Genomic DNA, 25,147 nt, shown 5'->3' with positions numbered 1-25,147 from the left:
TTCATACTACTTTCACCCAACCGCCCATCCACAGGCTATCCCGCGCCGCCAATGCGGCCCGGCTCGAATTCCAGATCTCTTCTGCCCGCATAAGCGGTCCTTTTCCGGTGGAAATGTGTTCAAACAACCTATCGAATTGCTCTTGATGTCCTTTATTCGGTTGCAGCTTTTCCTCGTTGAAATCCCGAAAACCATAGCCGGTAAGCTTTCTGAAATTGTCCAGAACCAATGTTCGCCCGAGCGAATGTACCTCCACGCGCTCCTTTGGATAACCACCATGACCGTTTGAAAAATAGTTAACGACTCCGGCAGAGCCATTTTCGAGACGCATCAGCACACTTACATTTTCAGCACTCATACAACCGCGAACAGTGAGGGCATTGGCACAAACTTCCTTTACGGGGCTCTGCGCCAGCCATGTCACCAAATCAATAAAATGACATGCTTCGCCAACCAACCGACCGCCGCCCCGCGTGCCGTCGTGCACCCACGCATTTTCCGAGATGTTACCCGCATTCACGGTGATTGTGATGTTCATCGGTGCGCCATCCAGCAATTCGCACATTTTCAAAATCTGCGGCGCGTATCTTCTGTTGAAGCCAACGGTGAGTGAAACGGGTGCGGGCGCTTGCTTGAAGGCTGATTGCACGGCATCAATACCCTGCGCATCGATCGCCAGCGGCTTTTCAACAAAAACATGCTTCCCGGCCTGCAATGCATCAATCACAATGGGCACGTGCTGGTCGTGGCGCGTCGCGATGATCACCAGATTGACCTCGTTGTCCTCCAAAATCTGCCGGTAATCTGAAAGTACTAGCGGAATGCCGTGCTTTTGGGCTAGTTCAGCGGCCCTTAACCCGCCTGAACTCGCGATGTATTTAACCGGCTTTCCACGAAGAGAGGGTAACAGCGTCATACCGGCAAAATTTCCCGCCCCGATGACCGCAGCCACCACTTTTGCCCTACCGAATGTCTTTACCCGCTCAACGATCAAAGGTTCATCGGACTTGCATTTACCGTCGTAGTCAATCACTATTCCCAGCGGTTTTGCCTTATTCGTGTGAATTTTAGAATAGTCCTCCAATGTAATGTGACCCGAAATCAGCGGTATTACGCGAAGGGCTCCACTCGCGAGCAGTCGCAGCACTTCCTGGAAATTGCGATTTTCTGTCCAGCGGACGTACGGTAAGGGATAGTCAAGCCCCAATTCCTCGTACGCGTGGTCGTAGCGCCCGGGCCCGTAGGCGCAGGAAACCTGGAATGTAAGTTCTTTTTGATAAAAATCGGAGCGGTTCAGATGCAGCGGGACATCGCCTGTAAGCACGATTTTGCCTCTTTTCCGACAGATCGCAGAGGCCATTGAAATAATTCCCGGCGACTTCCCCGAGGCTGTGATGATCACCGCGTCCATTTCGCCATATCGTTCCAGAATGGCTGCCGGGGCCGTTTTGAGCGGATTGAGCACCGGGATTCCTTTCTTGTCCGCGATTCGCATCCGTGCCTCATCCGGTTCCAGGCCAATGGGCTGGCATCCCTGCGCGAGCAGCAGGTCCACCACCATCAAACCGACCAGCCCCAGTCCGATTACCGCCACGCGCTCGCCCAGCGCCGGCGCGAGCAAACGTACGGCATGCAGCCCCACAGCACCCAGCACCGCGAATGCGGCCTCGTCGTCGGGCACATTGGCTGGTACTTTTGCAACCAGGTTTACCGGCACACACACCATTTCCGCGTGCGGACCATTGCTCACCACCCGGTCACCAATGGTAAAGCCCTCCACGCCGTCGCCTATCGCCACTATTTCGCCCACATTACAATAACCTAACGGCAGGAGCTGATCCAGCCTGCGGAGCACTGAGCGTGTCGTTTTCAAAAAGCCATCGGTCCTGATTTTGTCGAGAACGAGGCGCAGCTTATCGGGCTGCTGGCGGGCTTTGGCTAAAAAACCGGCTTTGGCAAACCGGACCAGCATTCGTTCCGTGCCGGCAGAAATGAGGCTTTTCCGGCTTCGGATGAGCACATAGCCCTTTCTGGCGAGCGGTACGGGCACTTTCAATACGAATGTCTCTCCCGTCCGGAGATTCTGGACAAGTTGTTTCATAGATATAGTGTGCAGTTTGAGTAAATGTCGGGTATAGGAATTTACGAATTAAATCCAATCATCCAGATTTAATACTTTTGGCAAAATCAGTTCAGCACATCATCTTAACCACACAAATTTTTCATGAAAAAACAGATCAATGTTGGCATAGTCGGTTACAAATTCATGGGTCGCGCGCACAGTAATGCGTGGATCAAGGCGCCGTTGTTTTTCGATACGCCTTCAACGCCGGTCCTCAAAGCAGCCTGCGGCCGCCATCAGGAATCCCTCTCGGAGTTTGCCCAAAACTGGGGCTGGGAAGAAACCGAACCTGATTGGCAAAAACTCGTGACCCGGCCCGACATCGATATCATCGACATCGCATTGCCTCAGAACCTTCATTACGAAGTTGCCCTGGCCGCGGCGAAAGCAGGCAAGCATATTTTCTGCGAAAAACCACTTTCCATGACCAGCGAGCAGGCCGCCGAAATGCTGAAAGTGTGCCAGGAAACGGGCGTGAAGCACTATCTCAACCATAACTACCGCCGCGTCCCGGCTGTCGCGCTTGCCAAAAAGATGATCGAAGAGGGCAAAATCGGCCGGATTTTCCACTGGCGCTGTGCCTATCAGCAGGATTGGATCGTTGACCCGTCATTTCCGCTCACCTGGCAATTGAAAAAGGAAACTGCGCAGGCCGGGCCGCAATGGGACCTCAACTCGCACGCGGTCGACCTGGCCCATTTTCTTATCGGCGACGTTACGTCCGTGTCCGCACTCACCACGAATTTCATCAAAGAGCGCCCCATCGCCGATGAAACCGCCACCGGCAGCCTCTCCGGCGCATCCAAGGGCGACGAAATGGGTGAAGTAACCGTCGAAGACGCGGCATTAATGATGGTAAGGTTCGAAAACGGCGCTATCGGCTCGTTCGAAGCGACGCGCTTTGCGACAGGCCGCAAAAATCGCCTCACATTCGAAATCTACGGCAGCAAGGGTAGTCTCGTTTTCGACCTCGAACGAATGAACGAGCTGCAATACTATTCCAACGAAGACACCAAAGGCGAACACGGCTTCCGGACGATCCTCGCGACGGAATCCATTCACCCGTACGCCGGCAACTGGTGGCCCGCCGGGCACATAATCGGCTACGAACACGCGTTCGTACACGCAGTGGTTGACTTTCTGAATGCCATTGAAAACGATACGGACATCAAACCGGACTTTGCGGATGGATTAAAGATTATTCAGGTGCTGGAAGCGGGGCTGCGCTCGGCGGAGCTTGGTGGCGAGGTGCGGTTGTAGAGTTTGCATTCATTTCAAAAGCTTGGCCACTTTTAAATCCATCGCATTTTCGCCGGTGTCGTAACCCACATGCTGCTCGATCATTTTGCCCTTGTGATCGAGCAGCATCCAAACGGGAATGGTTTCCAGATTGTACTTTTTGTCCAGCATCGCGTAAGTTTCGCCTGCGGGCAACAGAAATTGCTTCCAGGGCATTTGCTCCTTCTGCATCGCACCCTTCCAGGCACCCTGATCCTTATCGACAGATATGCTTACGATATTCAGCTTTGCATTACTGCGCTCGTAAAGCTTTTTGATTTGCGGAATTTCCATCCTGCAAGGCCCGCACCAGCTTGCCCAGAAAACAATGAGATTATGTTTGGTTGGATCTAGCAGCGCTTCGTCGTAAAGCCGGTCGTCTGCCGTTTTCAACGCGACTGTCGCGGGAAAATCCTTGCCGGTTTTGTTTTCGAGCATCGCATAGTTTTGCAGGGTAATATAAACTGGGTTCGTATGCAGCTGTGGATCGAAAAGTGCGAGCAATTCTTTGGCTTCATCGGGTTGGAGCGCCGCCTTCCTGAAATTCAAATTGCGCAGCAGATCCAACGAATAAGGATGCCTCTCGACCAACGACCGATTGTAGGCTCGGTTAGCGGCAACATTTTGGGCGCCGGTTTTTAAACTAAAATGGTGAAAGAGCGTACTGGTTTGCCGATTAACGTCCTTTATGTTGAACATTACCTCCGTATTTTTTGGTGTAAATACGCGGATTGTATCCAATTGAAGCTCCATCAGACCTCTTTCCGCATAAAAATTCACCTCGCCGGTCTTCATAAAATAGGGGTTTCGATAACCAATCAACTGACGCGGCCATTCGGGATTCCCGGTTTCAAAATAGATGGCCGCACGGAAGGGGATAAAGTCCTTTTGCGTGTCGATTTGGAATTCGAATTGTCCATCGCGCACTACGGTTGTATCTACAAAGTAGCGCGTTTCTGCATTTTCCAGGAAGATCCGCTTCCCTTCCAGAAACGTATCGGCCCCCCGCAGATCGCCACGAACGACTATTTCACTCGTCTCTCCGCACGCGGACAATAGACCAATCATCAAAAGCAACTCGATAATCCTAAAAAAGTCGGGATCAAACCGTTTGTTTTCCATTGCCTATCAGCTTTTATTTGATACGCAATTGTAACCAATTTTATATATAAAATAAAATTATATATTATAAAAATCATCCTAAAAGAAATGGCGACCGGTCGGCCGCCATTCGCACTTTCTACACATTATCTTCTACCGTCCTTTCCTTCGTTTCTCCGGTCCTCCGTTTTTTCATTCCAAAATCTTCACAATCTCAGCAAAACCGCGATTTCTGGCGTGCTGCAACGGTGTGACACCGTCGTGGTCGGGAATTCCAACATCGGCACCCCCATCTTTGAGGATCTGCACGATTTCCTGATACTTTTTACTTCCGTTTCCCAACACTATCGCTTCCATTAATGCGGTCCAGCCGAGCCGATTCACATGATTAACCGGGAAGCCTTTCGTGCCGACCAGCACTTTCACGGTTTCCACGTGTCCGCGTTCGCATGCGGGGATCAATGCGGTTCCATTGTACCGGTTGAAAATGTCAAACCGCGCGCCACGAGCCAGGAAAATTTTCACCAGCTCCGTTTGCCCGGTAGCCCCTGCGTAAAGGAACGGGCTGTCGTGAATATCATCCTGCAAATTGGCATCAGCGCCATTCTCGGCGAGCAGCGTGGCCATCGCCGTTTGTTTGTCGATAGTCGCCAACAACAGGAGCGTACGTCCACGATTGTCCCTTGTATTTACATTAGCTCCGGCAGCGAGCGCCTTCTTCATGCCTTCGAGGTCGTTTTTTGTTACCAGCTCGATTAAGTTGTCCTGTCGCATATTCATCTCGTTTGTGACCGGCTGATCATTCGCATTACAAGATGCAAACATACCCGCCAGCAGAAGCAGCAATATCGTTTTCATAGCTTCAATTGATTCATTGGAAATACCAGCAACAAGGTACGCGAAGCTTGTCGCTACCCGTTTGCGGAATTCATGCTGATGTTTGGATGATTCATTACTTCGAAAGAAACAACAACTTCATTTGAAGCTCGCCAACTTTTCGGGCTGATCCGGAAACTGAGGATTCGATCGGCAGCGGCGAACCGTCGCAGCGGCTGAACTTGGGAAGGATTAAAAACAAAAAAAGCACCGATTTCTCGGTGCTTTCGTGGGAGTTGAGGGATTCGAACCGCAGCGGCGGACCGTCCCCGACCCCCTGCTTGTAAGCGGACGCCGCGCGGGCAGATGCTGGATCAAGACCAAAACTTGTGGAGTAACTTGGATTAAGCATATAGCTGAGTGAGGCGATATAAGAAGAATTCGATATTTCTGACACCTCGGAACTGAGCCCTGAACGCTTTGATCTTAGCATTAAAAGACTCAGCAGATGCGTTGGTGCTCCGGTTATCAAAATAATTGACAATGGTCTTGTAGTGATTCTCTATAGATCTGGCGACGGTGTTGAAGGATTTGAAGCCTGACTGCCTGACTTTTTCATGCCACTTCGCTAGTCTGGTTAATCCGTAAATCTTTTCGGTTGTGTTGGTGAAAATGTTGCTTAGCTCCTGAGCCAGATCATATGCTTTTTTAAGGTCTGGAAAGAGTTCAAAAAGCAGTTGAGCCCTCTCTTTTTGATTGTCAGTCCACGTATTAGGCTTTTTATACAACGCATATCTGCCACGCGCCAATAATTGCTTCAAGGTATCACCATTAGGTAACACTTCTGGCTGATATTCGACCTGATTAGCCTTTGCCCGCTCAATGGCATCGTTTTCCAGATCTAATGCTTCCCAGCGATGTTTGATGCGGATTTCTTGCAAGGCTTCAATAGCTAACCTTTGCACGTGAAAACGGTCGGTGACCCGTAATGCGCGCGGAAAACATCGCTTAGCGATCATTGCCGCGGCGGCGGACCGTCATGCTGCCAGCCATGTCAAGCGTAATTTCAGACACTTTCTTCCGCAGAGATTCCGGGATTTTACGGATAATCTCAATAACCGTTTCAGCCTTTGTACCAGCAACAATGGCAACTATACTTCCTTTCCCGCCTTTTGCAGCTTTATTGGTAAGGATTGTGTACAATTCACCATGCGAAAGACTAGTCTGGTCGATTGATAGGCGAGATCCCAGATTTTGAGGAAATAGCAGCCACTTCTTGGCATGCTTCCGTTGGTTCCAATCTTTAAATCCACTCTGAAAATCACGGTAATGGCGTAGCAAAGCTCTGCCGTTAATACCGTAGAACCGTCCGACCGACCAGGCGCTATTCGGGCTGGTATCGACTGATATCTTTTAAAAAATTCGCGAATTCACTCGTCATTCGCGTTCCATTACCTACCTCAGTCCAGTCTCTGTAAACTACTTTTCCTGTTTTGGTATTGAGCCACCTGCGACGCTTGATGTGAAGAAAGACCTTATGGCCCCGAATTGGGAAATCCTGAACAGTAATTGTCGGAAAAAAGCCCTTGGAGAGCAGGTTCTTCCTTTCCGGGTCATTCTCATCTGCATTCTTCTCGTCGATATGCACATGAAATACACCGTCCTGCCGGTCGATGGAGGTTAATTCAAAATTTTCGAGGATGAACTCTGGTAGTAGAAACGGAATAATAGGCAGGAAACTCTCCAAAACAGACTAGGTTTATTAAATATACAAACCTAGAAAAATCATGGATCAAGCAGAATTCTTGGGGGGAAGTTAAGCATAGAGTTTGGTAAGCCTGAATAGGAAGAATTGAATATCCCTCACGCCTCTGGAAGATGACCTAAAAGCCTTGATCTTCGCATTGAATGATTCAGCTGAAGCGTTGGTGCTCCTGTTATTGAAGCAGTTTAGGATGTCCAGATAATGCGTTTGAATGGACCTGGCCACAGTTTTGAAAGAATCCAGGCCGCAATCTTCTACCTGATTGTACCAGAGCGCCAGCTTTTTAAATGCCTGCTCTTTGGACTTGCAAACCCGAAAAACGGTTCCTAAGCCTGTTGCGAGCTTGTAAGCCTGCTCGATAAGTGGGTAACGTTCAAAAAGTAGCCGGGAACGCTGGACCTGTGAGAAGGTCCATTTTTCATGATGCTTGAAAAGCAAGTACCTGCTCCTGACTAGCAGCTGTTTAAGAGTATCGCCATTAGAAAGAATCTCGGGCTGATATGCCAAACCGGATTGTCTGGCCTCTTCAATAGCTTGATTTTCTTGATCCAAAGCCCGCCACCGATGTTGTATCCTAATTTCTTGTACTGCATCAAAGGCTAGTTTCTGGACATGGAAACGATCAATAACCTTTGACGCCTTCGGAAAGCATCGACTGACTATCAACCCCATGTTGGCGGCCATGTCCAGCGTCACTTCCCGTACTTTGCCGCGGATGCGCTTGGGAATCTTTCTCAAAACCTCGATGACAGAGCTGGCTTGCGTGCCTTTGACCATAGCCACCAATGAGCCTTTTCGCCCCTTGGTTGCTTTATTGGTCACAATAGTGTAAAGCTCTCCGTTGGAAAGAGAGGTCTCGTCAATGCTTAAATACGGACCGGTGTTCTCAGGGTACAACAGCCAGTCAGCAGCATGCTCGCGTTGATCCCAGTCTTTGTAGTCGCTTATATGGTCTTTATACTGCTGTTGAAGCTGCTTGCCGTCAAGATGAAAGTATTTGCCTAACTGAGAACAACTAACAGGATTATTATCAATACATTGTTTTTAAAAAGTCAGCGAACTCTTTGGTCATCCGAGTCCCCTGTTGCACAACATTCCAATCTCTGCTGATAATCTCACCCGTATCCTTGACTTCCCAGCGCCGACGCTTAATGCAAAGTGTAACCTTCTGATTGCGAATGGGAAAATCTTGGATGTAAATCTCGGGCAGGAAGCCCTTCGACTCTAATTTTTGATCTTTGTACTCGGAAGGAGGAAGATTCTTTTCTTCCAGGTAGATATGCAGACCAGTGAGGCCTTCAACGATTTTGGAAAGTTCGAAATAATCGAGGATACCCTCAGGTAACAGGAAGCGGACTAGGGCTAAATAAGACTCTTGCAATGCATTCAATATTGATTCACTGCAAAACAACTACTTTTTTCACCGCCCCCCAAGTTTTCGGACTGATCCAAAATCATATATGCTCCACAAGTTTTGGGTTTGATCCCAGATCCTCTGAACCAACTGAGCTAGAAACTAAAAAAGCACCGATTTCTCGGTGCTTTCGTGGGAGTTGAGGGATTCGAACCCCCGACCCTCTGCTTGTAAGGCAGATGCTCTGAACCAACTGAGCTAAACTCCCTTTCTTTTTTCTTTTGTTTTCTCGTCGTTTGGGAGTGCAAATATGTGCGACTAAATTGAACTCTGCAAATATTCTTGAAAAAAAATTTCAAATATTTTTTAACGTGCTGATAACCAGGATACGCTATTCGAAATTTAAATACAGCGTTACCGTGTGCGTCCGCATACGGCTGATGCCATTTCCGACAGAATTTTTTCCAGGCACCAGCATGTTTGTCAATCCGTGCGAAAAACGCAGCTCCGGCGCGAATTTGAAGAACTCGAAAAATTGCTCGTAGCCGATGCCGTAGTCGATCGAAAAGTCGCTTGACTTAGTATCCAGTGCGCCCACACCCCCTCCACGGTTGCGTTTCACGTTCGTTTCCAAACCCAACGTTACCCCTGCGACCATGTACATGCGCGAGTTGACCCTTCGGACGGATTTGTATTTTAGCAAGAGCGGGATTTCGATCCACGTCGACTCCCGCTTTTCGGTGCGATCGGTGCCGTTGGGATATCTGAACTTCACATGCCGCTCGTAAAGTGAAACGGACGGCGTCGTGCGCAGGTCAAAATGCTCGTTTAAATATGCATTGATCGTAAAACCCATGCGGAATGCCGCGTTTCTGGGCGATTCGATCACGAATGCCGTGTCCTTCGTCACAAAATCGTTGCTGTGCTTGATGTTGAAGCGGGTGAACGGCACCGCGAAAAGAATACCGTAATGGATCGGCTTATCGTCGTAGTATTCGAGGTGCTTGCGACGGTATCCGATGCCCTGAGAATGCGCCTCCTGAGCCGCCAACAGCAGCGCCAGAATGCCTATAATTACTTGTGTCCGACGTAAATTGAACAGATCCCGAAGGTAAGTGATATGCATTTGGTATTAATGAAACCGGCTTTTTTATAAATATCCAGAAAAGCTTCCCCGTCCGGAAAGGCCTGCACAGATTCGGGCAAATATGTATACGCCGCGCTGTCTTTGGAGACCGTTTTTCCTATTATCGGCAATATGTATTTGAAATAAAAATTATAAATCTGCTTGAATGGAAAGCTTTTGGGCTTCGAAAATTCGACCACCACACAAGTTCCGCCTGGCTTCATCACGCGGTTCATCTCTGTCAGTCCGGCCAGCAAATTCTGAAAATTGCGTACTCCAAACGAAACGATAATCGCGTCAAAATAATTGTCTGTGAAAGCCAAACTTTCGGAGTCGCCGCTTTGCAGCGTAATCACATCCTGCTTGCCCAGTTTAGCGATTTTTTCGCGGCCAACCGCCAGCATTCCCTCGGAAATATCGACGCCGATGATCTTTTCGGGTTTCAACGCAAGCGCCTCGATCGCAAAGTCGCCCGTGCCGGTCGCAATGTCAAGGATCACTTTGGGTTGCTGCTTTTTGAGCAATTTAATGGCCCTTTTGCGCCAGTAAATATCCACACCTCCACTCAGGATGTGGTTCAGCAGATCGTATTTTGGCGAAATGTTGTCGAACATCTCGGCAACCTGCTCCCGCTTGGTCCCTTCCTTGTCTTTATAGGGTACTACACTCATCTTCTAATTGTATTTTTCAACTACAAGCAAAACTAACAGATATTTACGGTTATCACACGGCGGGCGGCCATCTAATTGGATTCTACAAAAAGTGACCGAATCAGAAAGTGTTCGTAACAATGGCTGAACAAACATTTCGTCCCGATCATTACCCGCCATGCGTTACATTTTACTTATTCTCAGCTGCGTCGTCACCAGTTTACTGTCCGCGCAGACGCCCCGTTACCGTTCGTCCAATGGTATCAGCCAAAAGAAAAGTTATGACAGAAGCGGCCCCAGGGCCTATTTTCTAACCGCACGCTGCGGTCTCAGCCAGTTTTACGGAGAACTGAACGGCCAGGCAATGCACGGCATCGGCGGAATGAGTTTCGGGAAGTGGGTCAACAAGCAAGTCGCTTTGCAGCTCGATTACCATGCGGGTACACTGGGCGGCGAGAAGCGTGCATTCTTCAACTCCTATTTCATCAATGAATACAATTCCGTCGAATGCATTGTAAAATGGGACCTCTCGGAGCAGTTCAGCAGTCTCGAACCAGGGCCCGCGCACATTATCGTTTACGGCGGACTGGGCCAAATCTGGTTCAGCGCCCAGGCATTCGACCTCGACGACGGGCGCTTGCTCCGTTTCACAAATAGCTCCGAAAGTGCCAGAAACCCGCTTTTCCTCCGCTGGGGACCTCCGAAAGGACCGCGCGGCATCAAAAAAACGCGAGAAGGAATACTGCCGCTGGGCACTTCTGTGGATTACGCGTTGTTAAAAAACTTGAAAATAGCGCTCGATTATCGCCTCTATTTCGTCCGGACAGACAAACTCGATGCCACTTCGGGCCAGCGGCTGATTAATCCGGAGGAAAGCGAATCGTACAGCAATACCCCGAACGACATGTTCAGTTTTATTTCCGTGTCGCTCGATTTCCGGTTTGGGCAACATCGGAAGTGAGTACAGCCTAACATCGTTAAACATGATTTCTACCACCGTAAAGTACAAACTATATCCATCGTTACTAAGCTGCTTCGACCGTTTCGAGCGCGGCTACCTGGACGAACAGGGGCTGCTCGACCGCATCAACCGCGTTCCGGTGCCGCAAACCGAAGCCCAGTTCCGAGGAGCGTCGTTCGAAGATGCGGTGATCAAAGGCATCGGTGAAGAATCATTCGACCCGGAAATACTATCCAAAGTGCGGTCATTCCTCCCGCGCCCCATGCTGAAAACGCAGGTTTACTGTGAATATCAACTGAATGACAGCCTTATTTACGGTTATGTGGATGTAATCGGGAAAATGCTGGCAGTCGACATTAAAACGACCGGAAACTACCGCACGGGCTGTTTTGCCCAAAGCCATCAAAACTTTTACCTGCCCGCACTCCGGGCGAAAGGGATCAGAAGTCTACGCTATGTGATCACGGATTTCAAGGACGTTTATCTTGAAGAATATGATCAAATGGTAGATTTGAATTATCAGGAGGGGCAGGTTTTGCGGTTTTGTGAATTTCTGGAAGCGCAACGCGAACGTGTAACGGATCTGCGCGTATTCGCGCGTATCTGATCCAACACTCTTCATGATCGCAGACATTTGAAAAGCACGATGAGTTTGTCTTCGGAATAATGCATTGGTCCCTGATCTTACAGCGGTCCGAAAAAATGCAGAACGCAAATTATTTCGAGGTAATTCAGCTCCCCTTAAACTAAATCAATTGATGTCGATGTAGTTGTAATTAATAAATTATTGACTTGTATATTAACTTCCGTGCGCTATTTTTGAACAATCTATCAGTACCACCTAAGCCTAACAAAATCGACATAGCGTTGTTGGGCGCTCCCTCGGCAGTCCGTAGAACTGTAACTGGCCAATTATGAAGCATTTAAACTTAAGTCAAATATTGTTAAGTTTTAATCAATACAAGGCCAACTATTAGCATTGAAAAAAGTTTGGCACTCGGTTCGCGCTGCTTTCCCAGGCATTCCTGAAGGAAATGCAGCAGGCTAAGCGAGTTTAATTATGCACGGTCGACTGCCCAAGGCAGCGGCAGGTGGCTAACCCCGAAAATATGAAGCTTAACGTAGTGGTCTACGGAGTTGTGGCTGGAAGTTACAGAACACAAAACCTGATCAGATCCCTTTTTGACATTTCCGAGATAAATCTGTTTTATCTCAATCCCGGACTTCTATGGGAACGGCCCTCCCTCTGGAACAAAATCCAGCGGATGATCGTAGAACTGACCGTCGTGTGGCGATCGGACATCATTATTATTCCGGCGACGAGGCATCAAAACCCCTACAAATACAAGCTGGCGAAGTTCTTCAAAAAACAGATAATTACTGATTTCTACATTTCCTACTACGATACCTTTGTCACCGATCGCAAGACGATAGCCAAAGAAAGCCCCGAAGCCGCCAAGCATTTCAAGCTGGATCGGAATGCTATTCTCTCATCCGACCGCACCATTTTTCTCAATGGGTCCGAAGCAGAATATTACACAAGGCTGCTCGACATAAAACTATCGGATATCCGATACAGCATCGTTCCGCTTTGCGTGGATGCCCGCCAAAAGGCCGCAAACCCATTCGCGAACGGCACTACGGATAAGCTGACCATCTGCTGGTGGGGCTCCTATATTCCGCTGCACGGGCTGGATAAAATCATTGAAGCCGCGCATTTGCTTTCCAAAATCATGTCGGACTTCGAGTTTGTGCTATTTGGGAACGATGATGAGAAAGCGATGCCTTTTCGAAATAAGATCAGGGAATTAGGGATAGAGAATTTTGTGAAAATCGATAATTCGAAATCCTTCCACAACGGACAGCTGGAACCTTTCCTTGTGTCGCGCTGCGACATTGCCCTGGGCGGTTTCGGCGATAGTGAAAAAGCAAAAAACGTATTTCTGAATAAGGTTGCCGACGCGTTCGCGTTCGGAATCCCCGTTTTGAGTATGAAAACCAAAGCTATGGATACGCTGCTTTCGGGGGACGACATCGTGATCTGCGATAATCAACCGCAAGCCATTGTCGACGCAGTTACAGCACTAAAAATGGACAGGGAAAGATTAAAGAAGATAGGAGAAAACGGATACAATCGATATCTCGATACATTCTCCTACGAGGCCTTTAAATCGCGGGTTAAAGGGGTAATCCAACCTCAACTCAACGGTAACTAGCAAATGGGCTTAAAAAAGGATCTTTTTTCGGGGGTGGCGGTAACCGCCATCGCCAAGTATTCCGGGATTCTCATCGGATTGGTTATCAATGCCATGCTCGCGCGCCTTCTCAGCCCGAAAGAATACGGGATAGTGGGTGTGGTGATCGTTTTTATTACGTTTTTTAACATTCTCAGCGACATTGGTCTAGGCTCGGCGATCGTGCAGAACCAAAACCTCTCTCAAAAAGATCACTCTGATCTTTTCAAACTAAGCGCGATCATGAGCAGCGTCCTTGCGATTGCATTCGCGCTGTTCTCTTATGCTGTCGCGTTTTTTTACAAAAATGACGTCTACATCCCGATCGGACAGCTGCTGGCCATTCATGTCTTTTTCAGTTCGCTCAGCGTAGTTCCTAAAAATTTACTCATCAAGTCACAGCTGTTCAAAAAGATAGCCATTATCGAAGTTTGCACTGCTCTCACCGCCGGGCTTATTGCTGTGCTGCTGGCTTCGCAGCATTACAGCTATTTCGCCATTGTGTGGAGATCAATATTTATGAGCTCGGTCACGTTTGTCCTTTACTTCCTGATGTCCGGCGTAAAATTCCAGAAGGGGCTATCGCTCGCTCCCGCGCGCCGGGTTGCGAAATATTCTTCGTTCCAATTTGGATTCAATTTTATCAATTACTTCTCAAGGAACCTTGACAACATCCTCATCGGCAAATTCATGGGTAACGTCCAGCTGGGCGTGTATAACCAGGCGTACCAGTTGATGATGTACCCGATCGCCAATCTGACCTTCGTGATCACTCCGGTGCTGCATCCTATCCTTGCGAAATATCAGCACGACAAGGCCTTTATCTACAAGGAATATGTCAATGTGGTCAATATCCTCGCCGTCCTGGGCATACCGATATCCGTGTTCGTATTTTTTTCTTCCGAAGAAATTGTCCAGGTCATGCTGGGAAGCAAATGGTCGGCGGTTGTACCTGTACTGAAAGTATTGAGTCTATCCGTCTGGATTCAAATGATCCTTTCCAGCAGCGGCTCCATATTCCAGGCGTCTGGAAGGACCGATCTGCTGTTTTTATCGGGCGCATTATCAGCAGTGTTCACCATCGGAGCGATTCTGGCAGGGATTTTTTACTACCAATCCATGCAGGCAACCGCCTGGCTGCTGGTGAGCGCATTTGCATTTAATTTCTTCCAGGGTTTTTACACCCTCATTGTTCACGCACTGAAAGAATCTCCTCGCATTTTTATCAAAGCAATTCTCTCCAAAGCGCCCATGGCGCTGGCGATGGTGGTTACGCTACTCGCAAAAAACCGGTGCGTCGAAATGATGCATATTGACCTTCCTCTCATTCCATCAATCCTCATCAACATCGTGATCTGCCTTGTGTTTTTCATCCTGTTTCAACATGCCCTTGTCTCAACACTCGTGAAAAAGTTTGTGCCGCAGAGGGCCACTTAACGTTCCCCTTGATTATGATTACAAAAAAACCAAGAATTCTAACCTTTACGCATTATGGTGAACTGTATGGTGCAAACCGATCTCTGCTGACTCTCCTGATTGCCCTGCGCGACAAGATCGACTGGTGGGTCATTTGTAAAGAGGAAAGCGAATTTTCCCGGGAGTTGCAGCGACAAAACATCCGTTACAGCATTGTACCGTTCACCAACGACGTTTATATGCAAGAAAAGCGGTTTCAATGGCTTAACAGCATTAAACGGACTGCCTACAACCTCGCACTCGGCTTTTACACCGCCATGATCGCGAGGAAGCACAATGTCGATCTGATTTACACGAATTCGTCCGTCATTTTCATTGGTGCGATGACATCCTTCTTCTCGGGCAGAAAACATATCTGGCACATCCGTGAATTTGTTTACGACGACTATAAGCTCAAATACCTCCTCGGAGAAAAGGCATTCCGGTTCTGGGCCAACAAAGCGAGCACAATCATCTGTATTTCCAAAAGCATTCAGAAGCGCAGGGTGCTTTCGAAGGATATTACCAGCAGGTCCGTCATTATTTACAACGGCCTGGTGGAGGATCAGACCCCAGCCGTTCTAAGGACTAACTCCTCGAAACCAACCGTTTTGGGTATTGTAGGCATAATTGATCCCGCCAAAAATCAACTGGCGGCGATCAAGGCGATCCATGAACTTGTGAAACGTGGCAAGTCTGTCGTGTTGAATGTGGTAGGCAGCATCAGCTCACCGGCATACTTCGAAACCCTAAAGACCTATGTTGCGGAAAATGGCTTGAATGAGTACGTCAATTTTACGGGGTTTCGCAAAGATGTCGGCGCAATTTTCAAATCAATCGACATTACGCTGATGTGCTCGCCGCACGAGGCTTTCGGACGGGTGACAGTGGAAAGTATGATGCATGGCGTACCTGTGGTGGCTTACAAATCAGCCGGCACCGCCGAGATAATCGAGCACGGAAACACGGGCCTGCTTTATCATGACGAGCAAAACGGCCTCACCGCACAGCTTACGAGGCTGATGACCGACGACGACCTCTACAAAACAATTTCCTCAAAAGCCTCGACAGCCGCCCGCGAAAAATTCACCGTCAAAAGCTACGCCGACCAATTCACCCAGCTGGTATACAGCCTAACGTAACGGGAGCCGCGACACCCCTCATTGTTTTCCCATTCAAAAACCGTGATAAAACAAAAACGCCTTGACAGATTGACTATCAAGGCGCAATGCGATTTGGTGTGGTGATGGACGGAATCGAACCGCCGACACATAGATTTTCAGTCTATTGCTCTACCGACTGAGCTACATCACCGTTTCAGTTGGTACCTTTTGGGACTGCAAAAATAGATGTCTGTTTTGTGTTTACAAATTTTTTTAGGGAATTTTTCGAAAATAGTTTTATATAAAGGCTCAGTGCATTGATAATCCGGGCATTAGCTTTTCAAGGTATTATTTTATCCCCCATCCATTTGCGCCGGAATACATTTTTATCATACCTTGTTAGTATGCAAGCATACCAAACCAGTCCCTACCTGCTATGGCGATCTTACAGCAAGTCATCTTTATAGCCGCCCTCGGAGCGGTGGCCTGGCTGATTTACCAGCGGGTTGGCATTATCGGCAAGACCATCCGGCTTGGGAAGGACGAAGACCGCACTGATCAGCCTTCCAAGCGGCTTTCGATCATGATGCGCGTCGCGTTCGGGCAGAAGAAGATGTTCGACAGGCCGCTTATTGGTGTGCTGCATTTTGCCGTTTATGCCGGATTTATCCTCATTAATGTCGAAATCCTGGAAATTGTTCTGGACGGAATCTTTGGCACACACCGGCTTTTTGCGGGCGCGTTGGGTGGCTTTTATGGCGTGCTCATTGGTTTCTTCGAGTTTCTCGCGTTGAGTGTCCTTATTGCCTGCGCCTTATTCCTTGTCCGTCGCAGTGTCCTGAAAGTGGAGCGTTTTCAGCCGGCGAGGCATCGTGAAATGAATGGCTGGCCGCAGCTCGATGGCAAGCTGATCCTGGTTTTTGAAATTGTGCTGATGATCGCCATTCTGACGATGAATGCTGCCGACAGCGCATTGCAGGACCTCGGCAGTGCCCATTATCCGCAAACCGGCGATTTTCTGATCAGCCAATTTATCAAGCCGCTTTTTACAGGTTGGAGCGAGCCAGCGCTCATTGCCTATGAGCGAACGGCTTGGTGGATCCACATTCTCGGCATTTTCGCATTCGCCGTCTATCTCACCTACTCGAAGCATTTGCACATTGTCCTAGCGTTTCCAAACACGTATTTCTCGCGGTTGGAGCCCAAAGGTGAGATGAAGAATATGCCCGAGATTACCTCTGAGGTAAAAATGATGCTCGGACTTGAAACCCAGGCTGGCGATGCCGTGGTTCCCGAGCGCTTCGGGGCCAAAGATGTGCCCGATTTGAGCTGGAAAAACCTCATGGACGCCTATTCCTGCACCGAATGCGGGCGCTGCACGGCAGCCTGCCCGGCCAACATGACCGGCAAAAAGCTCTCGCCCCGCAAGATTATGATGGATACGCGCGATCGCCTCGAAGACATCGGTCGCAATATGCTGGCCAACAAGGGCGAGTTTGTGCCCGATAACAAAAGTCTGCTGGGCGATTATATCCTCGAAGAAGAAATCCTCGCCTGCACCACGTGCAATGCCTGCGTGCAGGAATGCCCCGTGCTCATCAATCCGCTCGACATTATCCTCCAATTGCGCAGGCACAAGGTCATGGACGAGGCGCAGGCGCCCGGCTCGTGGAACATGATGTTTCAGAACCTCGATACCAATCAGGCACCCTGGAAGTTCTCGCCCAGCGACCGTTTCAACTGGGCCGCGGGATTGGAAAGTAAATCAATAGATTCATAAGCATTGAAAATATGAGCGATACCGCATACCGCGTGCCCACAATGGCCGAGATGACGGCGAATAACGAAACGCCGGAAGTGTTGTTCTGGGTGGGTTGCGCCGGGGCATTCGACGACCGCTATAAGAAGGTTACCGTAGCATTCGTGAAGATTTTGAACAGCGCAGGCGTGAAGTTCGCCGTGCTCGGGACGGAAGAAAGCTGCACGGGCGACCCGGCACGAAGGGCAGGAAATGAGTTCACGTTCCAGATGCTGGCTATGTCCAATATTCAGGTGCTGGATATGTACAATGTCAAGAAAATAGTTACCGCATGCCCGCATTGTTTTAACACGCTTAAAAACGAGTATCCTGCATTGGGCGGCAATTACGAGGTTTTGCACCATTCGGAATACCTGCAACAGCTGATAGACGCGGGCCGCGTGCGCCTGGAAGGCGGTGAGGCGTTCAAAGGGAAAAAAATCACGTTCCACGATTCGTGTTACCTCGGCCGCGCCAACAATGTGTATGAAGCCCCGCGGCAGGTTTTGGAAGCGCTCGATGCCGATCTGGTCGAGATGAAGCGCTGCCGGACGAAGGGCCTGTGCTGCGGCGCAGGAGGCGGACAGATGTTCAAAGAACCCGAACCAGGGAAAAAGGACGTGAATATCGAGCGGATCGAGGAAGCATTGCAGACCGGCGCCGATACGATCGCCGTCGCTTGTCCGTTTTGTATGGTAATGATGACCGACGGGGTTAAAAACAAGGAAAAAGAGCAGTCCGTAAAAGTGTACGATCTGGCCGAGCTCATCGCGCAGGCCAAAGGTTTGTAACCAGGTGTTACGAGAACTATGCCGCTAGCATGGTTGTTTTAGAATACCAATATAGCTAACCGTTTAACCGGCCATTAAAACCCCTTTTAATCATGTACATCCCTTTTAGTGATATCGATTTTCAATCCCGGGTATGGGTCTATCAGGCCGACAGGGAGCTGACACCCGAAGAAACGGGCATTATCACCGAAACCCTGAAAGCTTCATTGGACAACTGGGAAGCGCACGGAAAACCACTTACGGCTTCCGGAAAAGTATTTGAACACCGCTTTGTCGTAGTTGCCGTGGACGAGCGCGATGAGCTGCCGAGCGGCTGTTCAATCGACAAATCGGTGCATTGGTTGCAGGAAATCGGGCAACGGATGAATATCGACTTCTTCGACCGCTCATTGGCCTACATCGATGAGCACGATGCGATCCGGACGATCCCGGTGCCGAAGATCAAGCAGGCGATTATGACTGAGGCGATTCTGCCTACGACTACCATCTTCGATAACCAGGTCACCACGAAAGCGCAGTGGATGAGCCGCTGGAAAGTGGCGGCGTCCAATTCATGGCTGAACCGTTATTTTACGGAGCAAACGAGTATATAAAAGCCCACAAAAGGCTAGTTTTGCAAATCCAACATATCAGAGTCCTTCATGAAGTTCATCCGGCTGGCTGTCGTCGTTTTTTTAATGTCCCTTTTATCAGGTTGTGATGAAAATGTCGTCTATAAAGCCCACGAGGACATTGATGACGGGCTCTGGTATATCAAAAACAAGCCTTCGTTCAAAGTAGAGATTACCGATACCACGGAGACCTACAACCTGTACTATCTGCTCAGGAACGCATTGCAATACCCATACTACAATCTCTACATTACGCGGAATTTCGTCGGACCCGATGGAAAGGTTATTTCCAACACTTTGGAAGAGGTTTTTATTTCCAATGAAATAACCGGCAAGCCGTATGGCCACGGGCTGGGCGATTTGTTCGACCATAAAATTCCCTTTCTGAAAAACTACCGCTTCCCGCGCACAGGTACCTACACCTTCACGATTGCACAATCCATGCGCCAAAACCCGCTGCCGTTTGTACTCAGCGTCGGGCTTAGCGTGGAAAAGGTGCCGGTAAAACAGTAAGCTGATCTTCTAAATGGCAGGCGGAGCCGGCGGTGCATCACCTTCGGGCCGCTTTTTGGGCTTATTGCGGTGCCGGCGATAGGGTTTCTTCCTGAATTCCTTCTCAGCAACCTGGCCCCGGGCTATGTCGGCTTTTTCCTCCGCTACCTCGTGAACGGGCTCTCCGAGCAGGAAACCATACGGTTCGAGGCTGGGAACAGTATCCAAAATCACTTTCAGAATGGCGGTTACGGGCAATGCGAGGATCAGACCCGAAAGGCCCCAAAGCTGCCCGCCGAGAAACAATGCGACGATAGCAGCCAGCGGGTTGACGCTCACCTTGGAACCCACGATGTTTGGCGTAATAAAATTACCTTCCAGAAACTGCACGAAGCTCATCACACCGATCACCCCCACGGCATACCACGGCGAATCCATGGTAACAATGCTTAACAATGCGGGCAGCACCGAACCAATCAGGATGCCGATGTAGGGGATCAGGATCAGGAAACCGGCCAGGAAACCGAAAAATATCGCATGCGGGATGCCCAATATCAGCAATCCGATGCTGTTCAGCACGCCTACGATCAGTATGACGAGGAACAGGCCTGACAGGTAGCTTTGAATTACTTCGTAGATTTTTTTCAACAGCACATTCAACTCTTCATTCGGCACGCGGCGGATCGCTTTGTGGACAAACATTCTGAAAAAATCGCGGTAGAGCAGGAAAAAGAATATGTAAAGCGGTATCAGGACAAACGTAGAAATCGCGCCGGTGGTGGTGACAAGCGTATTGAGCAAAAATGCGCGGCCTTCGCTTAATGCATTGATCAGGTATTTTTGCGCCTCGCTCACCTGTTGCGTACGGCTGATATTGAGATAGCGCTCTCCGAGTGTGAGCGTCTGGTCCAGGATCGCCTCCGCTTTTTCGGTAATCCGCGGAAGCTCTTCCGCAAAACTGCCTACCTGCATTGACACGAGGTAAACGAGAATGACGATCGCCGTGAACAATGCCAGAATGCTCAGCAAAATGGCGCCTATGCGCGGCACTCTGCGCAGTTCGAGCCACGCGCACACGGGATGGAGCAGGATAGCGAGTAAAATCGAGAATGCGAGCGGAATAAGCGTTTCCCGGAGGATATAAAGAATGTACACCGTCGCAATGAGCGCCACCAGCGTGCTGGCGAGTTTCAGGTACACGGGGGTTTCTCTATCTTTGTTTGGAAGAGGACGCAAAGTTGAATTCATGAATAAGTTGATATATCTGTGGTTAGCGGTCAAAACGGTGTTCTGTACCTGTCAGCCCGATCACAGAACCAATGATTTTAAGAAAGTTAAATCGCATTACAAAATTAGCAAAATAGGAAAGCTTCCCGCGGTTGCTTCGGAAAGTTCAGGATTGGCGAAAGGAGCGCAACACGGCACTTTCTGGACCCACAACGACAGCGGAGGCAGACCGGAATTGTACCTCTTCGCACCCGACGGCAAATTACTCGATACAAAAGCCGTTCCCGACGCCCGGAATGTCGATTGGGAGGACCTCACGCAAGATACGGCCGGAAATTTCTACATCGGTGATTTCGGCAATAATAACCTGAACCGGAAAACGCTCGATATATATAAGTATAATCCACAACAAGCCCGTACGGAGCGGATTACCTTTCGCTATGCAGGCCAGCCGGTGGATTGCGAGGCTTTTTTTCACCACCGCGACAGTCTTTTCCTTTTTTCTAAAAACCAGGGCAAGGACAATTGGGTGAAAATGTACCGCCTCCCCGTCCAAAAAGGCGAACACTCCCTGGTACCGTCCGACAGTATCCGCATTAACAGTCCGGTAACTTCCGCTGCCATTAGTCCCGACGGTAAAACCTTCGCATTGCTGACTTATGGGAAAGTGCTGCTCTTCGAAACTGCCGGCGGCAATGTCGATTTCAGCAAGCCAATGGGCTGTTTCCGCTTTTCGAGGAAGCAAACTGAGGCCATCGAATTTTTGAACAATACCGATATGGTGATGACCAATGAGCAGGGCGACGTCTATCGGACTACATTTCGCTGATGTTATGTTTATGTTAACAATAGATTTCCTGATGTAATCTGAACATCACATCTGCTAACTTCGAATCGTGTTTTAATCATCAAAACAATGAGCACTGCTAAATCTGCAAACTCGGCTCCGAAAGTACTGGTAGTTGACGACGATTCCGACATTGTTGAACTTCTCGAATATAACTTAACCAAGGAAGGCTATTCGGTACTGACCGCCTCCAACGGAAAGAAGGCTATCGACATCGCCAAGGCATTCGTACCCGATCTCATCCTCCTCGACATCATGATGCCCCAACTCGACGGCATCGAAACCGGCAGGATATTGCGCCAGAATCCCGACATCAAGAACACCTATATCCTGTTTCTGACCGCGCGCTCCGAGGAATATTCGGAAGTAGCTGCGTTTGAAGTAGGTGCCGACGATTACATCACCAAGCCGATCAAGCCGCGTGCGCTCATGAGCCGGATCAATGCATTGTTCCGTCGCGAAGCCCAGAAAGCGGAGTCGGGCGATACGATCGAGATCCTCGATTTGTCCATTAACCGCAAGAACTATACGGTAACCCAGGGCGGCGAGAAGTCGACTGTTTTGCCTAAAAAAGAATTCGAACTGCTGTTTTTCCTGGCACAAACGCCGAACAAGGTTTTCAGCCGCGACGAATTGCTGCAAAAGATCTGGGGGGCAGATATTTATGTGCTCGAAAGGACCGTGGATGTCCATATTCGCAAACTGCGCGAAAAGCTGGGCGATACTTATATCAAAACTTTGAAGGGCGTAGGCTATATGTTCAGCAACGAGCGCGAATAACCCTCACCGCTCCACGTCTTCCAACTTTTTGACTTCGGAATCGTCATCGTCCGATTTGTCCTTCTTCTTGCGTCGGAAGGCCAGTTTGATATTCACCTCGCCATTTTCATCGACAGCCCGGAGGAAAATCTTGGAGCCCTGCCGTTTTTCCGGGTTGTTTGGATCGAGGACGTAAGTTGAATCGCGTTTTTTGAGGTTACTGAGCGGAATTTGAATGTTAATATCGGTTTTGTTCCCGAAACTGTAAATGCCGTCGATGTAGAGCGTGAGCACATTGGACTCTATTTCCATGGGCGCGATGGCGATCTCCTGGCCGTTAAGCCTGAAATCGTTCCGGATCGGCGCGAATCTGACGCGCTCGAAGTTGCGCCGTTTGAAAATTAGCTTTTTCATTTTCATGAACGGCTCGAAGTTGATAATGTAGGCGTTCGTCAGATCGATCCGCAACAATCCTTTCATGCTCGACGGCACGAGCCGTACATTGTTGTTCAGCGCCGATTCGAAATTGAATTCCGTATTCAGGATGCCTTTCAGGTTTTCGTGCGTGAGGGCTTTTTGTCCAAAATTGTCGAAAGAGTAAAACACCGAATGCACGTCGGCATTCTCTATTTTGGCCCGCACCGACATATGCGGTAATTTCCCCGCGCCGTCATTATCCATTTCACCCGAAAGCCTCACGCGCCCGCCCCCGAATGCTTTGAGCTGAAAATATTCGATGCTCACGGCATTGTTGCTGATCGTGAACTCTCCCTTCACGTCGCGACCGGTGAAATGCCGGTATTTCAACTTCTTCGCGTCCAGCTTCGCGGTAATCTCCATCTGGTCGATCGCATTGTCCAGCAGGTTCGACAGTTTGAGTGAATTTTGCGATTTCGGCTTGCTGGTACCGCGGGCGGCGAGCAGGGTTTCGAGCCAGTTGAGCTGCCAATCGGGAATGTTGATATCCACATTGGCGCGCAGCGGCTTGGGCGAGCCGAAAAGATAAGGAATCAGGTCGAGCAGCGTTCCCCTCACGAAAAGCGTGTTTTGCCCGTCGTAAAAACGCAGGTTGGGCAGCACCATCACTTTTTCGTTAAATGTAAGGTCCCCATTGATTTTGCTGATCCGCACTTTCTGCGGCAGGTAATCCATGGCAATATTTTTAAGCATCACCTTCCCAGACACTTTTCCATCGAAATTATCCTTTTCCGCGTTGTAGAAGCGTTTCAGGTTGCCGCTGAAATGGAAGTCGATGCGCGCCGACCCGTGTTTGAAACGGTAACGTGCGGGATCGAGCAACGCGCCCATGTTGGTAGAGTCGGCTTCAATGCGACCGTCGATATCTGCACGCGGGTTGCGGAAGTTGTTTACCACCAGCTTAAATGCAAATGGAATGGTTTCAAAAAAGCCGGTAATCTTGGGTGCAATGAGGCGGGAGTTGAAAACGTCGGCCAGCTTGGTCGTGTCGGCGCGGTTGGTGAAGGTGCCCGAGGCTTTCATGTTTCTCAAAACTCCAACCGGAAGGTTATATCTGAAAGTATCCGTTTCAAAATGCACGTCAACCTGCGGTTTAAGCCCCGGCCGGCCGAGTATTCCTGCCACTTTTACCTGCGTATCCACATTGGCCTGCACGCCAATGGAATCGATTTGTGTTTTTAACCGCTTATTCAGCAGCGGCAATGCGTCTTTTACGGCAATGCCTTTGGCCTCGAAATTGAGATGAAAGACTTTGATGGTATCCGAGAAATCGAACACGCCGTTAATCCCGATCTTGTCATGCGTAGCGCTTTCGAGAATGGACGGGTATATTTTCAATTGCTTTTCATCCTCGTCGTAGCCGAGCACCAGGGCGAGTGTTGTCTCCTGCTTCATGAGAAAACCGCCTTTGTCGGCATTGAAAGTCAATCCATCAAAGTACACCGACCCGGTCAAGGTCGCATTCGTGCTCGAATCGGTCCGTTCGATAATGTTGGTGGCATCGCGGAAAATGGCGCCGAAGTATTTCCGTTTCACGGAGTCGGAATAGGCGACGGCGAAGTTCGCAAACCGGACATTGCCCAGCTTTTTGACCATTCCGTCATTATCTCCCTTTTTACTGTCCTTCTTTTCCTTGCCCGATTTGAAAATAGACAGGTTCGAATAGCCGTCCTTCTGCGTGAACAACCGCAGGCCGCCGTCTTCGAGTACCAGGTTTTTAATGCGTATATCACCTGTAAAAACATGTTTCAGGTCGAGGGCGACGTGAATTTTCTCGGCTTTAAGAAACGGATGGTGATGAACGTTGTAGAGCGTGTCAGTCAATTTAACGTCGTACAGCGTGAAGTTGAGACCGAGCGCGCCGTAAAAAGGCCTGAATTTGAAGTCCCCGATTTCGAGATTGCCATTGAGATTCTCATTGATCAGCTCCTGCGCATTCCGGAACAGCTTTTCCCGGTTTTTATAAATCCAGAGCTCCACAGCCCCAAAAAGGAAAAAGCAAACCAGGGCAACAATACCAATGACTTTGAGAACTTTCTGAAACATGAAACGAAGAGGTTTAGCGCTGTTGATGCTGAGGGAACAGGTCGCTCCGATTTACAATATAAGCAAGACATCAATAGCGTGCCAGAAATAATGTTCCAGGGGCGGTTACAGTATCTTAACGGCCGCTTGTTCGC

General features: G+C 49.2%; 24 protein-coding genes and 2 tRNA genes. 12 read left to right on the top strand and 14 right to left on the bottom strand.

Annotation, left to right across the window (positions count from 1 at the left end; translation table 11 throughout):
- Nucleotide 1 precedes the first annotated feature (1 nt).
- Nucleotides 2-2,101 (bottom strand): bi-domain-containing oxidoreductase, encoded by a 2,100-nt coding sequence (locus tag DFER_RS20070; protein WP_015813479.1) that lies wholly within the window; start codon nucleotides 2,099-2,101, stop codon nucleotides 2-4.
- A gap of 123 nt (nucleotides 2,102-2,224) precedes the next feature.
- Here DFER_RS20070 and DFER_RS20065 point away from each other — a divergent pair, with 123 nt between their 5' ends.
- Complete coding sequence (locus DFER_RS20065; RefSeq protein ID WP_015813478.1) at nucleotides 2,225-3,382, top strand: Gfo/Idh/MocA family protein; 1,158 nt, start codon at nucleotides 2,225-2,227, stop codon at nucleotides 3,380-3,382.
- 9 nt (nucleotides 3,383-3,391) lie between these two features.
- On the opposite strand, the gene DFER_RS29295 is transcribed toward DFER_RS20065, so the two are convergent.
- The 10 genes from DFER_RS29295 to ubiE form a co-directional block, all read right to left on the bottom strand.
- The gene (locus DFER_RS29295; RefSeq protein WP_015813477.1) at nucleotides 3,392-4,522 is read right to left on the bottom strand and encodes a TlpA family protein disulfide reductase; all 1,131 of its coding nucleotides are present in this window, start codon (nucleotides 4,520-4,522) and stop codon (nucleotides 3,392-3,394) included.
- Nucleotides 4,523-4,693: 171 nt separating this feature from the next.
- The gene (locus tag DFER_RS20055) at nucleotides 4,694-5,359 is read right to left on the bottom strand and encodes an ankyrin repeat domain-containing protein (RefSeq protein ID WP_015813476.1); all 666 of its coding nucleotides are present in this window, start codon (nucleotides 5,357-5,359) and stop codon (nucleotides 4,694-4,696) included.
- Nucleotides 5,360-5,721: 362 nt separating this feature from the next.
- On the bottom strand, nucleotides 5,722-6,336 hold the full coding sequence (locus tag DFER_RS20045; RefSeq protein ID WP_374754547.1) for an ISAon1 family transposase: 615 nt from the start codon (nucleotides 6,334-6,336) through the stop codon (nucleotides 5,722-5,724).
- Complete coding sequence (locus DFER_RS30945) at nucleotides 6,326-6,658, bottom strand: transposase (protein WP_374754546.1); 333 nt, start codon at nucleotides 6,656-6,658, stop codon at nucleotides 6,326-6,328. Before DFER_RS30945 ends, DFER_RS20045 begins: the two co-directional genes overlap by 11 nt.
- Before the next feature lie 43 nt (nucleotides 6,659-6,701).
- A complete protein-coding gene (locus tag DFER_RS20040) occupies nucleotides 6,702-7,064 on the bottom strand; it encodes an ISAon1 family transposase N-terminal region protein (RefSeq protein ID WP_015813474.1) in 363 nt (120 codons plus the stop codon).
- Nucleotides 7,065-7,133: 69 nt separating this feature from the next.
- Nucleotides 7,134-8,117, bottom strand: a complete 984-nt coding sequence (locus tag DFER_RS20035) for an ISAon1 family transposase (RefSeq protein ID WP_041735339.1) — start codon at nucleotides 8,115-8,117, stop codon at nucleotides 7,134-7,136.
- Complete coding sequence (locus DFER_RS20030; RefSeq protein WP_041735337.1) at nucleotides 8,113-8,463, bottom strand: ISAon1 family transposase N-terminal region protein; 351 nt, start codon at nucleotides 8,461-8,463, stop codon at nucleotides 8,113-8,115. The genes DFER_RS20035 and DFER_RS20030 overlap by 5 nt, the downstream gene beginning before the upstream one ends.
- Before the next feature lie 166 nt (nucleotides 8,464-8,629).
- Nucleotides 8,630-8,704 (bottom strand) — tRNA-Val (locus DFER_RS20025).
- A gap of 123 nt (nucleotides 8,705-8,827) precedes the next feature.
- Entirely contained in the window at nucleotides 8,828-9,562 is a 735-nt protein-coding gene (porT, locus tag DFER_RS20020; protein WP_050774709.1) for a type IX secretion/gliding motility protein PorT/SprT, read from the bottom strand.
- Complete coding sequence (ubiE, locus tag DFER_RS20015) at nucleotides 9,511-10,233, bottom strand: bifunctional demethylmenaquinone methyltransferase/2-methoxy-6-polyprenyl-1,4-benzoquinol methylase UbiE (protein ID WP_015813470.1); 723 nt, start codon at nucleotides 10,231-10,233, stop codon at nucleotides 9,511-9,513. Before ubiE ends, porT begins: the two co-directional genes overlap by 52 nt.
- Nucleotides 10,234-10,390: 157 nt before the next feature.
- Between ubiE and DFER_RS20010 the strand changes: the two genes are divergently transcribed.
- The 5 genes from DFER_RS20010 (at nucleotide 10,391) to DFER_RS19990 (ending at nucleotide 16,004) form a co-directional block, all read left to right on the top strand.
- Entirely contained in the window at nucleotides 10,391-11,173 is a 783-nt protein-coding gene (locus DFER_RS20010) for a hypothetical protein (RefSeq protein ID WP_015813469.1), read from the top strand.
- Between the two features lie 22 nt (nucleotides 11,174-11,195).
- Nucleotides 11,196-11,780, top strand: a complete 585-nt coding sequence (locus DFER_RS20005; RefSeq protein ID WP_015813468.1) for a hypothetical protein — start codon at nucleotides 11,196-11,198, stop codon at nucleotides 11,778-11,780.
- Nucleotides 11,781-12,282: 502 nt separating this feature from the next.
- The gene (locus tag DFER_RS20000; protein WP_015813467.1) at nucleotides 12,283-13,389 is read left to right on the top strand and encodes a glycosyltransferase; all 1,107 of its coding nucleotides are present in this window, start codon (nucleotides 12,283-12,285) and stop codon (nucleotides 13,387-13,389) included.
- A 3-nt stretch (nucleotides 13,390-13,392) separates the two neighbouring features.
- Nucleotides 13,393-14,844: a lipopolysaccharide biosynthesis protein gene (locus DFER_RS19995; protein WP_015813466.1), complete on the top strand. Its 1,452-nt coding sequence runs from the start codon at nucleotides 13,393-13,395 to the stop codon at nucleotides 14,842-14,844.
- 14 nt (nucleotides 14,845-14,858) lie between these two features.
- Nucleotides 14,859-16,004, top strand: a complete 1,146-nt coding sequence (locus DFER_RS19990) for a glycosyltransferase family 4 protein (protein WP_015813465.1) — start codon at nucleotides 14,859-14,861, stop codon at nucleotides 16,002-16,004.
- Between the two features lie 99 nt (nucleotides 16,005-16,103).
- Here DFER_RS19990 and DFER_RS19985 read toward each other — a convergent pair.
- Nucleotides 16,104-16,176, bottom strand: a tRNA-Phe gene (locus DFER_RS19985).
- A gap of 225 nt (nucleotides 16,177-16,401) precedes the next feature.
- Between DFER_RS19985 and DFER_RS19980 the strand changes: the two genes are divergently transcribed.
- The 4 genes from DFER_RS19980 to DFER_RS19965 all read left to right on the top strand — a co-directional run bounded on the left by DFER_RS19980 (nucleotide 16,402) and on the right by DFER_RS19965 (nucleotide 19,678).
- Nucleotides 16,402-17,745, top strand: coding sequence for a 4Fe-4S dicluster domain-containing protein (locus tag DFER_RS19980; protein ID WP_015813464.1), 1,344 nt, complete (start codon nucleotides 16,402-16,404; stop codon nucleotides 17,743-17,745).
- Between the two features lie 11 nt (nucleotides 17,746-17,756).
- Complete coding sequence (locus tag DFER_RS19975; RefSeq protein ID WP_015813463.1) at nucleotides 17,757-18,554, top strand: (Fe-S)-binding protein; 798 nt, start codon at nucleotides 17,757-17,759, stop codon at nucleotides 18,552-18,554.
- 92 nt (nucleotides 18,555-18,646) lie between these two features.
- Nucleotides 18,647-19,147 (top strand): hypothetical protein, encoded by a 501-nt coding sequence (locus tag DFER_RS19970; RefSeq protein WP_015813462.1) that lies wholly within the window; start codon nucleotides 18,647-18,649, stop codon nucleotides 19,145-19,147.
- Between the two features lie 48 nt (nucleotides 19,148-19,195).
- Entirely contained in the window at nucleotides 19,196-19,678 is a 483-nt protein-coding gene (locus tag DFER_RS19965; RefSeq protein WP_015813461.1) for a gliding motility lipoprotein GldH, read from the top strand.
- 9 nt (nucleotides 19,679-19,687) lie between these two features.
- Here the strand turns inward: DFER_RS19965 and DFER_RS19960 are convergent, their stop codons facing one another.
- Nucleotides 19,688-20,905 (bottom strand): AI-2E family transporter, encoded by a 1,218-nt coding sequence (locus DFER_RS19960; protein ID WP_229206059.1) that lies wholly within the window; start codon nucleotides 20,903-20,905, stop codon nucleotides 19,688-19,690.
- 151 nt (nucleotides 20,906-21,056) lie between these two features.
- Here DFER_RS19960 and DFER_RS19955 point away from each other — a divergent pair, with 151 nt between their 5' ends.
- Nucleotides 21,057-21,713, top strand: a complete 657-nt coding sequence (locus tag DFER_RS19955) for a hypothetical protein (protein ID WP_229206058.1) — start codon at nucleotides 21,057-21,059, stop codon at nucleotides 21,711-21,713.
- 87 nt (nucleotides 21,714-21,800) lie between these two features.
- Nucleotides 21,801-22,511 (top strand): response regulator transcription factor, encoded by a 711-nt coding sequence (locus tag DFER_RS19950; RefSeq protein WP_015813458.1) that lies wholly within the window; start codon nucleotides 21,801-21,803, stop codon nucleotides 22,509-22,511.
- Nucleotides 22,512-22,514: 3 nt separating this feature from the next.
- On the opposite strand, the gene DFER_RS19945 is transcribed toward DFER_RS19950, so the two are convergent.
- The gene (locus DFER_RS19945) at nucleotides 22,515-25,013 is read right to left on the bottom strand and encodes an AsmA-like C-terminal region-containing protein (protein ID WP_015813457.1); all 2,499 of its coding nucleotides are present in this window, start codon (nucleotides 25,011-25,013) and stop codon (nucleotides 22,515-22,517) included.
- Nucleotides 25,014-25,147 lie beyond the last annotated feature (134 nt).

The organism is Dyadobacter fermentans DSM 18053 (assembly GCF_000023125.1).
Lineage (GTDB): Bacteria > Bacteroidota > Bacteroidia > Cytophagales > Spirosomataceae > Dyadobacter > Dyadobacter fermentans.
This window is presented reverse-complemented; position numbering and strand designations above follow the sequence as displayed.

What these genes read in the sequence shown, in the direction of transcription:
- DFER_RS19995 (WP_015813466.1), top strand. Translation starts at nt 13,393, where the DNA reads ATGGGCTTAAAAAAGGATCTTTTTTCGGGGGTGGCGGTAACCGCCATC.
- DFER_RS20000 (WP_015813467.1), top strand. Translation starts at nt 12,283, where the DNA reads ATGAAGCTTAACGTAGTGGTCTACGGAGTTGTGGCTGGAAGTTACAGA.
- porT (WP_050774709.1), bottom strand. Translation starts at nt 9,562, where the DNA reads ATGCATATCACTTACCTTCGGGATCTGTTCAATTTACGTCGGACACAA.
- DFER_RS20070 (WP_015813479.1), bottom strand. Translation starts at nt 2,101, where the DNA reads ATGAAACAACTTGTCCAGAATCTCCGGACGGGAGAGACATTCGTATTG.
- DFER_RS19965 (WP_015813461.1), top strand. Translation starts at nt 19,196, where the DNA reads ATGAAGTTCATCCGGCTGGCTGTCGTCGTTTTTTTAATGTCCCTTTTA.
- DFER_RS20065 (WP_015813478.1), top strand. Translation starts at nt 2,225, where the DNA reads ATGAAAAAACAGATCAATGTTGGCATAGTCGGTTACAAATTCATGGGT.
- DFER_RS29295 (WP_015813477.1), bottom strand. Translation starts at nt 4,522, where the DNA reads ATGGAAAACAAACGGTTTGATCCCGACTTTTTTAGGATTATCGAGTTG.
- DFER_RS20045 (WP_374754547.1), bottom strand. Translation starts at nt 6,336, where the DNA reads ATGATCGCTAAGCGATGTTTTCCGCGCGCATTACGGGTCACCGACCGT.
- DFER_RS20055 (WP_015813476.1), bottom strand. Translation starts at nt 5,359, where the DNA reads ATGAAAACGATATTGCTGCTTCTGCTGGCGGGTATGTTTGCATCTTGT.
- DFER_RS19950 (WP_015813458.1), top strand. Translation starts at nt 21,801, where the DNA reads ATGAGCACTGCTAAATCTGCAAACTCGGCTCCGAAAGTACTGGTAGTT.
- DFER_RS19945 (WP_015813457.1), bottom strand. Translation starts at nt 25,013, where the DNA reads ATGTTTCAGAAAGTTCTCAAAGTCATTGGTATTGTTGCCCTGGTTTGC.
- DFER_RS19970 (WP_015813462.1), top strand. Translation starts at nt 18,647, where the DNA reads ATGTACATCCCTTTTAGTGATATCGATTTTCAATCCCGGGTATGGGTC.
- DFER_RS20010 (WP_015813469.1), top strand. Translation starts at nt 10,391, where the DNA reads ATGCGTTACATTTTACTTATTCTCAGCTGCGTCGTCACCAGTTTACTG.
- DFER_RS20005 (WP_015813468.1), top strand. Translation starts at nt 11,196, where the DNA reads ATGATTTCTACCACCGTAAAGTACAAACTATATCCATCGTTACTAAGC.
- DFER_RS19960 (WP_229206059.1), bottom strand. Translation starts at nt 20,905, where the DNA reads ATGAATTCAACTTTGCGTCCTCTTCCAAACAAAGATAGAGAAACCCCC.
- DFER_RS19990 (WP_015813465.1), top strand. Translation starts at nt 14,859, where the DNA reads ATGATTACAAAAAAACCAAGAATTCTAACCTTTACGCATTATGGTGAA.
- DFER_RS19980 (WP_015813464.1), top strand. Translation starts at nt 16,402, where the DNA reads ATGGCGATCTTACAGCAAGTCATCTTTATAGCCGCCCTCGGAGCGGTG.
- DFER_RS19975 (WP_015813463.1), top strand. Translation starts at nt 17,757, where the DNA reads ATGAGCGATACCGCATACCGCGTGCCCACAATGGCCGAGATGACGGCG.
- ubiE (WP_015813470.1), bottom strand. Translation starts at nt 10,233, where the DNA reads ATGAGTGTAGTACCCTATAAAGACAAGGAAGGGACCAAGCGGGAGCAG.